This window comes from Burkholderiales bacterium, assembly GCA_036262035.1.
Lineage (GTDB): Bacteria > Pseudomonadota > Gammaproteobacteria > Burkholderiales > SG8-41 > JAQGMV01.
Genome location: DATAJS010000011.1, coordinates 48,596 through 62,943, shown reverse-complemented (window position 1 = coordinate 62,943; position 14,348 = coordinate 48,596). Strand labels below are relative to the sequence as shown.

Genomic DNA, 14,348 nt, shown 5'->3' with positions numbered 1-14,348 from the left:
GCTACTATCTCCCAAAAAACCGACGAGGAGAACGAGGAATGAAGTCGAATCGCAGTCTCAGCACCCTGATGGTGGCCGCGTGCATGGCGTGCGCGGCTCCGGCAACCGCGCTCTCCGCATCCGGCGAGGCGGACAAGTACCCGACCAAGCCGGTGCGGCTCATCGCGCCGTTCGTGGCCGGCGCCGGCACCGACATCACCGCGCGGGCGATCGCGCAGAAGCTGACCGAGCGCTGGGGCCAGCAGTTCATCGTCGACAACCGTCCGGGCGCGGCCGGGGCGATCGGGGTCGAGCTGACTGCGAATGCGCCGCCCGACGGCTACACGCTCTGCCTCATCTCGGCTTCGCACGCGGTGAATTCGGCGACCAACTCGAAGCTGCCTTACGACCTCACGCGCGACCTGCAGGCGATCTCGCAGGCGACGTCGCTGTTCTACGTGATGTACGTCAACCCTTCGGTCCCGGCGAAATCGGTGCAGGAGCTCATCGCGTACGCGAAGTCGAATCCGGGCAAGCTCAACTTCGGCTCGTCCGGCACCGGCGGCCTCCAGCATTTCTCGGGAGAGCTGTTCAATCACCTCGCGCGCGTGAAGATGGTCCACGTGCCGTACAAGGGCGGCGCCGCGGTGATCTCCGACGCGCTCGCCGGCAATATCCAGGTCGGCTTCGGCACGCTGCTGAGCTCGCGCGCGCATTACAAGGCGGGCCGCCTGCGGCCGCTCGGCATCACCGACAGCAAGCGTTCTCCGGTCGCGCCCGAGCTGCCGACGATCGCCGAATCGGGCGTTCCCGGCTACGAAGTCGACCAGTGGTACGGGATCATCACGTCGGCGAAAGTGCCGCGTGCCATCGTCAGCAAGCTGTCGGTCGCGATCGCCGAAGGGGTCAAATCACCCGAGACCGCGCAACGCTTCGCGGCGGAAGGCTCGACGCCCGTCGGCAGCACGCCCGAGCAGTTCAACGCGCACATCAGGAACGAGATCGCCAAGTGGCGCAAGCTCGTGAAGGAAGCGGCGCTGACGCTGCATTGAGTAATCGGGGCCAGGTCCACATTTCAGGCTGAAATGTGGACCTGGCCCCATTAATCGAGGCCGACGATCCCCATCCAGTACTGCGTCCTGCCGGCGCTCGTGTCGACGTCGTACTTGCGCACGTAGTCGAGCGTGCCGTCGTCGCGCACGCGGAAGACCGACAGCGCCGCGGCGACGTGTGAAACACCGGAGCCTTCGCGCACGTCCATCGGTTTGATGCTCGCGGCGACCATGAGCTTGCCTGTCGGGTCGAGCGCGAACGTGCGGACGTGGTACGAATGCGTGTCGGCGTGCTGGATGGCCTTCGGCTCACCGGTCACCGGATCGATAGCGAACACCGCGATGCTGTTCTCGCCGCCGCCGAACACCTTGCGGCCTTCGTGATCGACCTTGTAGTCCGCGCGGTTCGCCATGTACACCGTGCGGCCGTTCGGATGCACGTGGATGGTGCCGCCGAGCTGGCGCGGTTTTTCGTTCGCGCGGTCGGCGAGCGTGTCGCAGGTGTACGCGGGCTTGTCTTCGAGCGTGTCGCCCGGCATGCGGAACAGGTAGAGGCGGCTTCTCTTCTCGTCGGCTACGTACATCCACTCTTTCGACGGATGGAAGTCGATGTGGCGCGGCCCGAAGCCGTAGCCGCCTTCGGGCGCGACGACCTGCCTTCCGCTGAGCACCCCGGCGTCGAACGCGAACGTCCGTAACGCGCCCGGATCTTCCGCCTTGCCGCCGTGCGCGGCGTTGCCGCGGTCGACGACCACCGCGGTGCGGCCTGACGGCGCGACCATGTTCTGGTGAGGATAGATGCCGGCGTCCAGGCCGATCGGCTGCTCGACGAGCTCGCCGATGGTGCCGTCGGCGTTGAGCCGATGCACGCTGACGCGCGGACTGGGAATGTTGTGCGCGTTGAGCGTGTACTCGCCCGACGGGTGCACGCACATGTGCGTCGCGCGCTGCACCAGCTTCACCGGCTCGCCGTGCGGCGACAGCGCGCCCGTCGAAGAATCGATCGCCCACGCGCTCATGTGATTGTGGTCCGCGGGCAGGCCCGGACCCCGATTGCTGGTCGTGACGTACAGCCAGCGCTTCGACGGATGAGGCCACGCGTACTGCACGAACGACGGCGCCTTGACCGTCTCGCGTCTGGTGAGGGTCGCCCCTTCGACGTCGACTTCGTAACGCGTGATCTCTTCGTCGACGCAGCTGTACAGGATCGTTGTCTTGCTCATATCACACTCCGGATCATTCGTTCGTGCCCGGCGGCTTCAGGACCGCGAAGCGATTTTTCAATAAGCCCGTCTCGGCGTCGTTCAGCTCGACGCCCAGGTGCTCCCGCAGACGATCGATGTAGGCCGCGAAATCGGTGACGACGTTCTTTGTGATCGTGCCTTCGAGCAGATCGAAGATCTTGAAGGTATGGTCGCTCAGCGTGACGCGTCCGCGAGGCGTCAGCCGCGTCCCGAGTATCGCACCGCGGAAGACGTGGTCGTCGCTGTTCGACGTATAGAAATTCGACATCGCCAGGTCGATCGGCAGCGCCGGGTCGACCTTGAACGTATAGAACGGCTGCCACGCGCCGTCCATTCTTTTCTGCAGATAGAAGCCGTGCTCGGCGCTCTCATGCAAGCGGTAAGTCTCGCCCAGTTGCTCGACTTCGACGTCCGCTTCGAGCCTGAGCGGCTCCCTGAAGCCCGAGCCGCCGAAGCCGACGTCGCAAACCCAGGTGTGCCCGTCGAGCTCCACCAGGTTGATGTGATGGGTGCGGCCGCCGGGCTGCGGGCGATTGCGGTGGACGCGCGCCAGGTTGGCGTGACTTCTGAAACCCAGCGCCGCGAGCGCGGCGGCGAACAAACCGTTCTGCTCGAAACAATAACCGCCGCGCCTGCGCAGCAGAATCTTCCGGGTCAGCGCCTCCGGGTCGAGCCTGACGCCCTGATGGCAGAACACATCGAGGTTCTCGTACGGAATACTCTGCAAGTGCAGCAGGTGCAGATCGCGCAGCGTCTGCAGGTTGACCGCCGCGGACCCGCCGTACCCGATGCGCTCGAAGTACAGATCGAGAAAACCTTCAGCCATCCGATCAGAACACCCCTTCTTCGGCGAGCCTGGCGATCTCCTGCGTCGACATGCCGAGCAGCTCGCCGTACACGTATTCGTTGTCCTCGCCGTACATCGGCGCGCCGCGGTCGATCCGCCCGCCGATGTAAGCGGGGCTCTCGGAGAGCTTGATCGGCACTTCGGCGATCGGCCAGCGGCCGATCTTGGTGCCGGTCACCTCGGTCAGCCATTCGAGGTGCTTCAACTGCGGATCGCTGTCGCAGCGGTCGCCCGCGGTCTGGCACACGCCCGCCGGCACGCCGGCGCCCTGGAGCGCATGCATCGTCTGGTACGCATCGCGCGAGCGCGTCCACTGCGAGATCAGCGCGTCGAGCGCCGGCTGGTGCGCGAGCCGTGCGGCCAGCGTCGCGAAACGCGGATCGGTGCCCCACTCCGGATGCTCGGCGACCTTGATCAGCGCCTGCCACTCGGGCTCGGTGAAGCACGCCAGCGTCATCCAGCGATCCTCACCCGCACACGGATACACGTTATGCGGCGCCGCGGGCTTCCACGGCGACGCGTTGCCGATGCGCTTCCATATGCGATCGTTCGCCGACCAGTCGAGCAGCGCGGGCCCGTTGATGAACAAGCCGACCTCGGTCTGCGACGCGTCGATCCACTGGCCCTCGCCGGTGCGCTCGCGGTGGTACAGCGCCGAGAGCATCGCGAGCGAGAAGCTGAACGCGCCCATCCAGTCGAGGTACGAATAACCCCACCCCGCGGGCATCGCGGGCTCGGGCAGTCCCGACATCTCCGACAGGCCCGCGAACGCGTTCGCGATCGGCCCGACGGTGCGGAAGCGTCCGTACGTGCCCTGCGCGCCCATGCCCGACTGCTGCACGTAAATGATGTCCTTCTTGATCTTCCTGAGCTCGGAATAGCCGAGCCCCCAGCTGTCGAGCACGCCCGGCGAGAAGCCTTCGGCGACGATGTCCGACATCGCGATGAGGCGCCTCACGATCTCGAGGCCTTTCGGATGCCGCACGTTGAGCGAGATGCCGCGCTTGCCCGGATTCTTGTTGTTGAACTGTCCGCCCTGGTTGACGTCGGTGACGCCCTTCAGCGGTCCGGTCGCCTTGTCGCGCGCCTCGCGGCCCCCCACAGGCGCCATCGCGGCCAGCCGGGTGTCGGGATGGGTCTTGAGCTCGATCTTGATGCTCTCGGCGCCGAACGCCGAGAGGAAGCGCGTGCCGCCCGCCGAAGCGAGGAACCACGAGAAATCGACGATGCGGATGCCGCGCAGCGGAAAAGGCTTGCCGCGCTTGGACGGCGGCTCTCTGGGATCGACCTTCGCGTCCGCGGCGATCACCGGCGTCTCGCGCCCGGGCTTCGGCTCGATCGCGTCGGCGTCTTCGTTGAGCAGCGGCGCACGCCGACCGGCCACCCACGAGTTCGCGGTGGAGATCCACTTGCTCGTGGGATAGCGGAACGCGCGGCCGTGCTCGGGGTGCTCGATGTCGGTGACGCTGCCGCGCTTGACCCAGTGCTCGTCGGTCGCGTTCTCGTGCGGCTTGCGCAGGGGCGCCCACAGCATGCCGAGCTCCTGCGCTTCGCGCCACGGGATGTTCTCGTAAGTGAACGAGCGCACGAAGCGCTGCACCGCTTCCATGCCCTGGTCGCGGCCGGTCTTCGCCGGACCGGTGCCGGGAACGAAGCGCCCGCCCTTGGGCGCCGCCATCGAGTCGACGCTGAAGCCTTCGGCGAGGCCGTAATTCTCGAGCAGCTTCAGAAGGCGCTCGCCGTCGTCGTGCCGATTGCCCAGGCTCGCCATGACCCAGCGGCCGTCCTTGGTGTGCGCGATCGTCGGGTTCGGCGAGACGTCCTCGCGCGCATGGCGGCAGGTCTGGCGCATGACGAGCGCGCGGCGCATCACCCACGTCATGAGATCGACCTCGGTCGACTTCGACACCGACTCGTGCACCGCGCACGAGACGAGCTGGCCTCTCCCCGTACGAAAGCGGTAGAGCAGCGCCGCGAGCAGCGTGAACGAGAGCTGCTCGCCCGCGACGTGATACGCGTGCCACATCTGCGGCGCGATCGGCGGCAGGTCGTACTGGCCCCCCGGAGCGGGATCGTAGCCGCAGTTCATCATCACGCCGCCGAGCGCGAGGTGCACGAGGTCCGAGCCTTTGAAGCTCGCCCACGGGCCGTCGTCGCCGAACGGCGTGACGCGCGCATGGATCAGCGCCGGATAGTCTTTCGCCAGCGCGTCCTTGCCCATGCCGAGCTTGTCGAGCGTTCCCTTCGGCGTGGACTCCAGCAGGATGTCGGCGCTCGCGATCAGCGCGCGCAGGCGTTCGCGATCCTTCGCCTGCTCGAGGTCGAGCTGCAGCGATTTCTTGCCGCGGTTGTAGTACCAGAAGAAGAGCGAGCGCTCGAGGCCTTCCTTGTCCTCGTAGAACGGACCGATGCGCCGCGTGGAATTGCCGCCGGGCGGCTCGATCTTGATCACCTCGGCGCCGAGGCCGGCGAGCGTGAGGCCGCAGTATTCCGCCTGCTCGTCGGCGATCTCGATCACCCGGATGCCTTTGAGCGGCCCCGGCTTCGAATTCGATGCTGCGCTCATCGCTGCTCCTCCACTTTGCGGACTTCGAGTAACGTGCGGTCGCCTCATTCTAAGGCGCGCGCGCGGCTGAAAACGGGAGCGGATTTCGCCGCGGGCGGCCGCCTGCGCAAGCGGTGCGCGATTACCATACGACCGGATTGCGGCAAACATAACCGGCAGGCATGAGAGGAACCATGAATTCGAAGCGACGTGTCGTCATCGTGGGCGGCGGAAAAATGGGCGGCGACATCGCCGTGGTGTTCGCCGGGGGCGGCTGGAGCGTCGACGTGGTCGAACCGTCGGCGGCGACGCGCGCTCGCCTTGCCGAACGCACGGCCACGGCGCTGCGCGCTCTACGGTCGGGTGTCCGGTCCGCCCGCAGCGTTCGCGCACACGAGTCGATCGAAAGCGTGCCCTGGGCCGGCGCGAATCTCGTCGTCGAAACCGTGCCGGAAATCCTGGCGCTCAAGCGGGAAGTCCTCGCAGATGTATCGCGCCTCGCGCCGCGAGACGCGATCGTCACCACGAACAGCTCGAGCCTGCGCCTCGCCGAGGTGATGACGCACGTCGCTCACAAGAGCCGTACCGCGGGCGTTCATTGGCTCACGCCGGCGCACATCGCGCCGCTGGTGGAGGTCGTGCGAGGTCCGAAGACGTCGGACGCCACGATACGCCGGGTCAACGCATGGCTGTCCGAGCTCGGCAAGCTCGCGATCAACCTGAACCGCGACGTGCCCGGCATGCTCGTGAACCGGGTGCAGCACGCGATGATGCGCGAGGCTTTCAATCTGCTGGACGGCGGCATCGTGTCCGCCGAGGATATCGATGCGGCGGTCCGGTTCGGCTTCGGCTTTCGTTACGTCGCGTGCGGTCCGGTGCGCCAGCGCGACCTGAACGGCCTCACCATCCATCTCCAGTCGGCCGCCCAGATCTATCCGACGCTCCACAACGGACCGGACGCGCCGCGCTGTCTCGCGAAGCGGGTTCGGGACGGACACGTCGGGGTTCAGGCCGGCAAAGGCTTTTACGAGTGGAATCCGCGGACCCGTGCCAGAGCGATCGCGCGAATCGACGCGCTGATGAGAGAAGCGCTCTCGCTCATGGAAACCGATCTCGGCACCGAAAAACAAGCGGCACGCAAGAGGGCCGCCGCGCGCGGGACCGATCGTTCGCGCAAAGGCTGAAAGCGGCGCGCGCGGGTCACTCGACCCGAATCCCCACCTCGCGTATGAGCTTCGAGTATTTTGCCGCCTCGGCCCGGACGAATCTCGCGAACTCTTCCGGCGTGTTGCCCACGCCTTCGGAACCCAGTTGCTTGAGCTTTTCGCGGATGTCGGGCATCGCGAGCACCCGCACCAGGTCGCCGTGCACTTTGGCCGTGATGGCCGAAGACACCCGCGCCGGGGCGTGCATCGAGTACCACGCGTTCGCCTCGTAACCGCGAACGCCGGCCTCCGTAAACGTGGGTATCTCCGGATACTCCGGCAGACGCGCGGCGCGCGCGATCGCGAGCGCACGGATCTTCCCGCCCTTGACGTGCGGAAGTATCGATGCGGCGGTGTCGAACATCATGCTGGTCTCACCGCCGACCAAGCCGGCGATCGCCGGACCGCCGCCTTTGTACGGCACGTGCAGGAGCTTGATGCCGACCAGGGAAGCGAACATCTCGCCGGCGGTGTGCGGAGCGGTGCCCTGTCCGCCCGAGGCGAACTTGAGCTCGCCGGGTTTCGCTTTCGCGAGCGCGACGAGCTCCTGCACCGATTTCGCCGGCACGCTCGCGTTGACGCAGAGAACCGTCGGCGCGATGGCGAGCAGCGTGATCGGAGTGAAATCCCTGACCGGATCGTATCCGGGATTCTTGTAGAGATAGGGCGCGACCGCGTGTGTCGCGATCGACGACAGGAGCAGCGTGTAGCCGTCCGGCGCGGCACGGGCGGCGAGCTGCGTGCCGATGATCGTGCCGGCGCCGGGCCTGTTGTCCACGACGACCTGCTGCCCCCACATCTCCGAAAGCTTCTGCCCGAAGAGACGCGCGAGCGTATCGTTACCGCCGCCGGGCGGATAAGGAACGATCAACCGCACCGGCTTTTCCGGATACGCCGCAAAACCGCGCTGCGCGGACATCGGCAACGCCAGTAGAGCGACTGCGCAGGCGACAACGGTACGATTCACGCGAAGCCTCCGTTCAGGTGCAGGCCTACCGCTCGATCTTGAGATTCGCCGCCTTGATGACGCGCCCCCAGCGGTCGGATTCCTTGCGCATGAACTTGGTCAGGTCCGCCGGCGTGCTCGACTGCGGCTCCGAGCCCATGTCCAGAAGCTTCTGCGCGAACGGCGGGTCGGCCAGCATCTTCACCACTTCGCCGTTGAGCCTGGCGACGACGGGCTGCGGCGTCTTCGCCGGCGCGAGCACCGAGTACCAGTTGACGCACTCGAAACCGGGGAGGGTTTCGGCGATCGGCGGCACGTCGGGCGCGGCGGCCGAACGCTTGGTGCTGCCGACGCCGAGCGCTCTGACCTTGCCCGACTTCACGAGCGGCAGCACCGCAGGGATGCTGTTGAACATGAACTGCGCCTGCCCCGCGACGACGTCGGTGATGCCCGGCGTCGCGCCCTTGTAAGGCACGTGCACGAAGTCGATCTTCGCGGCCGATTTCAGAAGCTCGCACCCCAGATGGTTCGGCGTGCCGCTGCCGGCGGAGGCGCAGTTCAGCTGTCCCGGTTTCGATTTCGCGAGCGCGATCAGGTCCTGCACGCTCTTCACCGGCAGCGACGGCGACGCGAACAGCATCTGCGGGTTGACCGACGCGAGCGACACCGGCGCGAAATCGCGGAACGAGTCGTACGGCACCTTGCTGAGCAGCGGATTGATGACGAGGCCCGCCGACGTCGAGAAGATCAGGGTGTAGCCGTCGGGGACGCTCTTCGCCGCGATCTCGTGGGCGATGATGCCGCCGGCGCCGGCGCGGTTGTCGACCACGAACTGCTGGCCCCAGGTTTCGCCGAGCCTCTGGCTGACCATGCGCGCGGTGAAATCGAGCGCGCTGCCGGGCGGCCCCGCGACAACGAGCCGTACCGGACGCGCAGGATATTGTTGGGCCAGGACTGCTGCAGGGATCGCGCACGCCGCGAGCAGCGTCGCGACGCACGTGATGCGTAACGTTCTTTTCATGCTCCCTCCTCGCCGCGGATCGTAACACGCACGACGAGGAGAACCCCGCCCGTCAGACCATCTCCCCGCGACGCACCTTCTCGCGCCGCGCGACCTTGTCCAGATAGGCATGCGCGGCGTCGGACTGGAAGAGCTCGCGAGTCTCCACCTCGTCGTCCGTGACCGGCGCGACCGCGAGATCCATGTACTCCTTGCGCTTCGGGTCGGTCTTCACCTTGCGATAGATGAGCTGGAGCTTCACGTAGAGCGAGAGCCAGCTGTAGATCTTGTGCACGGTCTCGAACCAGTAGCGCGGGTAGAAGACGAACGGCGACTCGCGCGGCAGCCCGGCGCGTCGATCGCGGCGGCGCTTGCGGCGGACGATCCCGCCTTCGAGCGGATGCACGCCCTCGATCGCGAGGCACGCCTTGAACCACGTGATGAAGAACACCGCCTTGCCGGGGCTGGTGCCGGTCACCACCGCACGACGCAGGATCGTCTCGATGTGCTCGGGTGTGTAGTACGTCTCCCACGCGAGGCGATACGCGCGCTCCCATTCCTCCTTCGACATGCGCGGATGCTCGGACACGCAGTGGTTGAGGTCGTACTTGTTGATGTCGGGGTCCATCGGCTTGCCGGCTTCGTGCAGCTTCTTGTGATCCACCGAGCCGGGCAGCGGCGTGAGGAAGAAGAACTCCAGGAGGTCGATCGGCAGCTCGCGCTGGATGACCTTGATGTCGTGCACGATCGATTCGGCGGTGTCGCCTGGGAAGCCGAGGATGTAGCCGCAGTAGGTGAGCACGCCCGCCTTCTTCCACGCGAGCAGCATCTTGCGGTACTCGGTGATCTTGTTCTGCGGCTTCTGCGCGGTCGTCAGGCTGTCCGGGTTGATGTTCTCCAGCCCGATGAAGACGCGCTTCACGCCCGCCCGCGAGCACTTCTCGATGAAGTTCTTGAGCTTGTGGCAGAGCGTATCGACCTGGATCACGAACGAGAGGCGGATCTTCTCGACCTCACGCAGGTGGATGATCCGGTCCAGGATCGCTTCCCAGTCCTTGTTGCGCGCGAAGTTGTCGTCGGTGATGAAAAAGGTGTGGAAGCCCTGCGCGACGTTGGCGCGCACGATCGCCTCGATGTCGGCCGGCGAGCGCCGGCGCGACTTGTGGCCCTGCACGTTGATGATGGTGCAGAACGAGCACTGGTAGGGGCAGCCGCGGCCCGCATCGAATGTCGTGTTCGAGCCGACGACGCGCACCACGCGCTCGGGCGGCAGGATCGGCATCGGCGAGTTCTCGATGTGAGGCAGGTCGCTCATGAAGTTGTAGAGCGGCTCGAGGCGATTCGCGGCGGCGTCCTGGAGCACGCGCGCGAGGCGCCCTTCTTCGGCTTCGCCTGCGAACAGCGTCACGCCCATCGCCTCGGCGCGCGCGACGTCGGGATCGCGGTCCTTCAGCATCGCGATCGTGCCGGACACGTGGAAACCGCCGACCGCGACCTTGATGCCGCGCTCGCGCAGCGGCCTCGCGATATCGAGCGCCCGCGGGAACTGGTTCGACTGCACGCCGACGAGCATCACCATGCCGTCGCCGGCGTCTGCGATCATGCGCGCGATGCGCTGGGGGTCGATGTGGGTGTTGGTCTCGTCGTAGGCTTCGATGTCGATGTCGACGTCGTCACCCAGCACGCGCTGCATCTTGCATTCGAGCGCGAGGCCGTAGAGACATGCGAGCGAGTTCGACGGGATCGCCGAGCGGAACCACTGGATGACGTACCCCTCGTCGTCGTAGTGCGAGGGCTTGATGAGCACGAGGCAGAAACGACGGTCCCCCGAGGGATCGTTGACACCGGTCACGCGACTTCCTCCCGAAAACGCGCTGCAATGAACGATGTTATTTTTTAGCGCAGGCTACAGGAACGAGGCCCCCGTGTCACCCCGACGCAGCGGCGCGTATCATGCGCGGACGGCCGTTTCGTCGTGATCGATTTCGAGCGCATCCCGGGCGTCACGCCGCAGCGCACGCTCGATCACGTGCGGTTGGCGAAGGAAGACGTCATCCGTGAGGTGGAGGGCGGCGGGCTCAGGCTCGCCCGCGAAGTTACGAACATCGGGCTGAAGCGGAACTACTATCTCGTGTTCGAGAAGCGCTGATCAGTCGAGTCTGATCCCCGCCGCCTTCACCACCTCGCCCCAGCGCGCCGATTCCGACGCGATGTAGGTCGTCACGTCGGCCGGCGTGCCGCCCAGCGGCGTCACGCCCATCTCGACCACGCGCTTTTTGAATGCCGCGTCATTGATGAGCGTGTTGATCTGCGCGTTCAGTTTATCGATGACCGGTTTGGGCGACCCTGCGGGCGCCAGCACCGTATACCAGGTGCCGGCCTCGAGCCCCGGCATGCCCGCTTCGGCGGTCGTCGGCACATCCGAGAGCAGCGGCGTGCGCGACGGCGCAAGCACCGCGATCGCGCGGAGATTCTTCGCGAGCACCTGCTGCGCGACCGCAGGAAGCAAATGGAAGATGAGCTGGGTGCGGTTCGCCATCGTGTCCTGCGTCGCCTGTCCCGGCGACACGTAAGGCACGTGCTGCATCTTCGTGCCGGTCATCCTCTGGTACATCTCGGCGGCGAGATGCATGCTGCTGCCGTTGCCCGCCGAGGCATAGTTGAGCTCGCCGTTGTGTCCCTTCACGTACTGCGTGAACTCGGGGAGCGTGCGGGCCGGGTTGGACGGGTGCACCACGAGCACGTTGGGCACGCTGCCGAAGCGGATCACCGGCGTGAAGTCCTTCTTGGGATCGAAACCCAGCTTCGAATACACGTGCGGATTGACCGTGAACGTCGTGCCCGACGCGAAGACCAGCACGTAACCGTCGGGCGTCGCTTTCGCCGCGATCGCGGTGCCGATGTTGCCGTTGCCCCCGCCGCGATTGTCGACCACGAACTGCTGGCCGAGCGCGCGCGTGAGCGCATCGGCGAGCAGCCTGCACGAAGGATCGCTGCTGCCGCCCGGCGGAAACGGGTTGATCACACGGACCGGGCGCGACGGATAGTCGCGGGCGGCGTCGGCGGCGAGCACGGGTGCGGCGAACAACACGAGCGTGGCGGCAAGCAGCAGCTTCATGGCGTCTCCGGGCACAAAGGGGCGGCTCAGTATAATCGCTGCACCTCCCACGCAAGGATGCGCACGATGGACGTCGAGACGCTGCTCCCGGTCACGTTGAAAAGCGGCATCCGTTACGCACCCGGGGTGCGCGCGGGTGACTGGATCTTCGCGACGGGCCATAAAGCCACGAACGGTTACAGCGGCGGCATCGCCGCCGACGTCGTGAGCGCCGAGTTGCCGCACTGGAACGCCTCCAAGCTGCGGCGCGAAGCCGATCGCATCTTCGTCAACGTCGCCAAGGTGCTCGAAGCCGGCGGCGGCGCGCTCGATCGCGTGGTGCGCGTCGACCAGAACTACACCTCGGGCCGCGCGGTGGAGAGCTATCACGATGCGCGCCGTGGGGTGATGAAAGACCACATCCCGCCGAGCACCTCCACCCTCACCGGCGGCTTCCTGCTGCGCGACCAGGAGATCGAGGTGCACATGATCGGCGCGGCGAAGACGAACACGGCCGCGCCGCCGCGTCATATCCGTCCCAAGGACCAGGACGTCCATTTCACCTCGGGCTACAGCCTCGCGCTCGAATACCGCGATTACGTCTTCGTCGCCGGACGCATGGCCGATTCGCTGACCTTCGGCGAAGGCCTCGCGCGCGAAGCCCGCGTGCCCGACAAGCACCTGTGGAAAGGGCTGCCGATCAAGCTCGAAGCGGAGTTCATCCTCCGCACCAAGATCGAGCCGGCGCTGAAAGCCGCAGGCTGTTCGCTCAGCGATGCGGTGAAGTGCCAGGTGTATCTGCGCGACCCCGACGATTTCGCGCCGTTCACCGAAGTGTGGCGGCAGGCGTTTCCGAACGGCATGCCGGCGACGACGATCGTGCCGACCGCCGATCCCGGCTTCTTTCTCTCCGACGCGCGCATCGAGATCAACACGATCGCGTTCAAGGGCGCCGGCAAGAGCGCGATCCGCGCCGGCACGGTGCCGGCGTACCAGGGATTCACCGAAGCAGTGCGCGCCGGCGACCTGCTCTTCATCTCGGGGCTGCTGCCGATCGACGAACGCGGACTGGTCGAAGCCGCGCGCATCGATCCCGCCCAGCCGTGGTTCGGGTCGAGCGCCCAATCCCAGATGCAGGCGATGCTCGACACCGCCGAAGCGATCTGCCGCGCCGCCGGGACGAGCCTGGAGAACCTCGTTCGGATCCAGCAGTACCACACCGACCTCGCCGATTTCTACCCGGCGTGGCAGGCCTGGGATCGCCGCCTGCCGGATCGCCACCTGCCCTTTTCCGCCGTGCGGGTGCCTTTCCTGCCGGCGCCCGGGTGCTCCGTACAACTCGACCTGTGGGTGTACGCGCCGCAGCGTTAAACTGATCCGTCCCCCAAGGAGGAGGCTGCCATGATCGACATGCACGCGCACTGGAGACCCATCGAAGCCGCCGACGCGCTCCGCGCCCGCACTCGCGAGCCCCGCATCGCGAAGAACGACGCCGGAGAAGAAGTCCTGATGAATCGCGGCTCGCAGGAGCCGCTCGCCGACGCCTTCGACAGCGCCGAAGCGTATCTCGCGCAGATGGACGAGATGGGCGTCACCGTCAGCGCGCTCTCGCTGCTCGGCACCTTCTGCTTCATCGAGGCGCAGCCGGTCGAGACTTCGCTGCCGCTGTGCCGCACGATCAACGACCAGCTCTCGCGCATCTGCGTCGAGTACCCCGGACGCTTCGTCGCATATGCCGCGCTGCCGCTCACCGATATCGATGCGGCCGCCGCCGAGCTCGAGCGCGCGATGTCGCTGCCCGGATTCATCGGCGCGCAGCTTCCCGGCAACGCGTTCCTCACCAGGAAAGACGCCGAAGCGATGCGGCCGCTGCTCGAAGTGGCGAACCGCCGCCGCGCGCTGCTCTTCATCCACTACGGGCCGCGTCCGGGTGACGCGTTCCCGGCGGTCTCGCGCGATACCGACAACGCGCGCCGCCGCAACGGCACGCTGGACATGCAGGCGAGGCTCTCGCAGGTGATGGTGACGCTGTGCCTCACCGATGTCCTGAAAGACTATCCCGACGCGCTCGTCCACGTGCACAACCTCGGCGGCAACATCCCGTACGAAGTCGAGCGCATGGATCACCGCTCGATGACCGACTCGCCGCAGGAAGAGCTGCCGTCGATGCGCTTCCGCAAGTCGAAGGTGTACGTCGACTGCAACTCGTTCGGTCCGCGCGCGATCGAAGCCGCGATCAGCCTCTACGGCGCCGACCGCATCATCTGCGGCACCGACGGCACCGCGTTCGGCGTCGACTGGACGAAGAAAGCGCTGGCCGCCGCCGACATCGACGAGGAAGCGCGGCAGAAGATACTCACCGGCAATGCCGCGGGACTGCTGTCGCGCTTCGCGACGGTCGTGCAACCGGAAAAAGTGGCCGCGTAGCGGCCA

General features: G+C 66.4%; 12 protein-coding genes. 5 read left to right on the top strand and 7 right to left on the bottom strand.

Annotation, left to right across the window (positions count from 1 at the left end; all coding sequences use genetic code 11):
• Positions 1-38: 38 nt before the first annotated feature.
• Positions 39-1,031 carry a tripartite tricarboxylate transporter substrate binding protein gene (locus VHP37_14120; protein HEX2827482.1) on the top strand — a complete coding sequence of 331 codons (993 nt, stop codon included), beginning with the start codon at positions 39-41 and terminating at the stop codon, positions 1,029-1,031.
• Between the two features lie 50 nt (positions 1,032-1,081).
• Here VHP37_14120 and VHP37_14115 read toward each other — a convergent pair whose 3' ends face one another.
• The 3 genes from VHP37_14115 to VHP37_14105 are packed head-to-tail and all read right to left on the bottom strand — an operon-like array spanning position 1,082 to position 5,688.
• Entirely contained in the window at positions 1,082-2,254 is a 1,173-nt protein-coding gene (locus VHP37_14115; protein ID HEX2827481.1) for a beta-propeller fold lactonase family protein, read from the bottom strand.
• A 13-nt stretch (positions 2,255-2,267) separates the two neighbouring features.
• Complete coding sequence (locus VHP37_14110) at positions 2,268-3,101, bottom strand: arylamine N-acetyltransferase (protein HEX2827480.1); 834 nt, start codon at positions 3,099-3,101, stop codon at positions 2,268-2,270.
• Positions 3,102-3,105: 4 nt separating this feature from the next.
• Positions 3,106-5,688, bottom strand: coding sequence for a CoA transferase (locus VHP37_14105; protein HEX2827479.1), 2,583 nt, complete (start codon positions 5,686-5,688; stop codon positions 3,106-3,108).
• Positions 5,689-5,861: 173 nt separating this feature from the next.
• Here VHP37_14105 and VHP37_14100 point away from each other — a divergent pair, with 173 nt between their 5' ends.
• Positions 5,862-6,851, top strand: a complete 990-nt coding sequence (locus VHP37_14100) for a 3-hydroxyacyl-CoA dehydrogenase NAD-binding domain-containing protein (GenBank protein HEX2827478.1) — start codon at positions 5,862-5,864, stop codon at positions 6,849-6,851.
• Between the two features lie 16 nt (positions 6,852-6,867).
• On the opposite strand, the gene VHP37_14095 is transcribed toward VHP37_14100, so the two are convergent.
• Genes VHP37_14095 through VHP37_14085 form a run of 3 tightly spaced genes read right to left on the bottom strand, consistent with a single transcriptional unit; the run spans position 6,868 to position 10,670 of the window.
• Complete coding sequence (locus VHP37_14095) at positions 6,868-7,839, bottom strand: tripartite tricarboxylate transporter substrate binding protein (GenBank protein ID HEX2827477.1); 972 nt, start codon at positions 7,837-7,839, stop codon at positions 6,868-6,870.
• Between the two features lie 25 nt (positions 7,840-7,864).
• The gene (locus VHP37_14090) at positions 7,865-8,839 is read right to left on the bottom strand and encodes a tripartite tricarboxylate transporter substrate binding protein (protein ID HEX2827476.1); all 975 of its coding nucleotides are present in this window, start codon (positions 8,837-8,839) and stop codon (positions 7,865-7,867) included.
• 52 nt (positions 8,840-8,891) lie between these two features.
• Positions 8,892-10,670, bottom strand: a complete 1,779-nt coding sequence (locus tag VHP37_14085) for a radical SAM protein (GenBank protein HEX2827475.1) — start codon at positions 10,668-10,670, stop codon at positions 8,892-8,894.
• A gap of 123 nt (positions 10,671-10,793) precedes the next feature.
• Between VHP37_14085 and VHP37_14080 the strand changes: the two genes are divergently transcribed.
• Entirely contained in the window at positions 10,794-10,967 is a 174-nt protein-coding gene (locus VHP37_14080) for a hypothetical protein (GenBank protein HEX2827474.1), read from the top strand.
• Here VHP37_14080 and VHP37_14075 read toward each other — a convergent pair whose 3' ends face one another.
• Complete coding sequence (locus VHP37_14075; protein ID HEX2827473.1) at positions 10,968-11,936, bottom strand: tripartite tricarboxylate transporter substrate binding protein; 969 nt, start codon at positions 11,934-11,936, stop codon at positions 10,968-10,970.
• Between the two features lie 66 nt (positions 11,937-12,002).
• On the opposite strand from VHP37_14075, the gene VHP37_14070 reads away from it, so the two are divergent.
• Entirely contained in the window at positions 12,003-13,286 is a 1,284-nt protein-coding gene (locus tag VHP37_14070; protein HEX2827472.1) for a RidA family protein, read from the top strand.
• Positions 13,287-13,316: 30 nt separating this feature from the next.
• Complete coding sequence (locus VHP37_14065; GenBank protein ID HEX2827471.1) at positions 13,317-14,342, top strand: amidohydrolase family protein; 1,026 nt, start codon at positions 13,317-13,319, stop codon at positions 14,340-14,342.
• Positions 14,343-14,348: the final 6 nt, after the last annotated feature.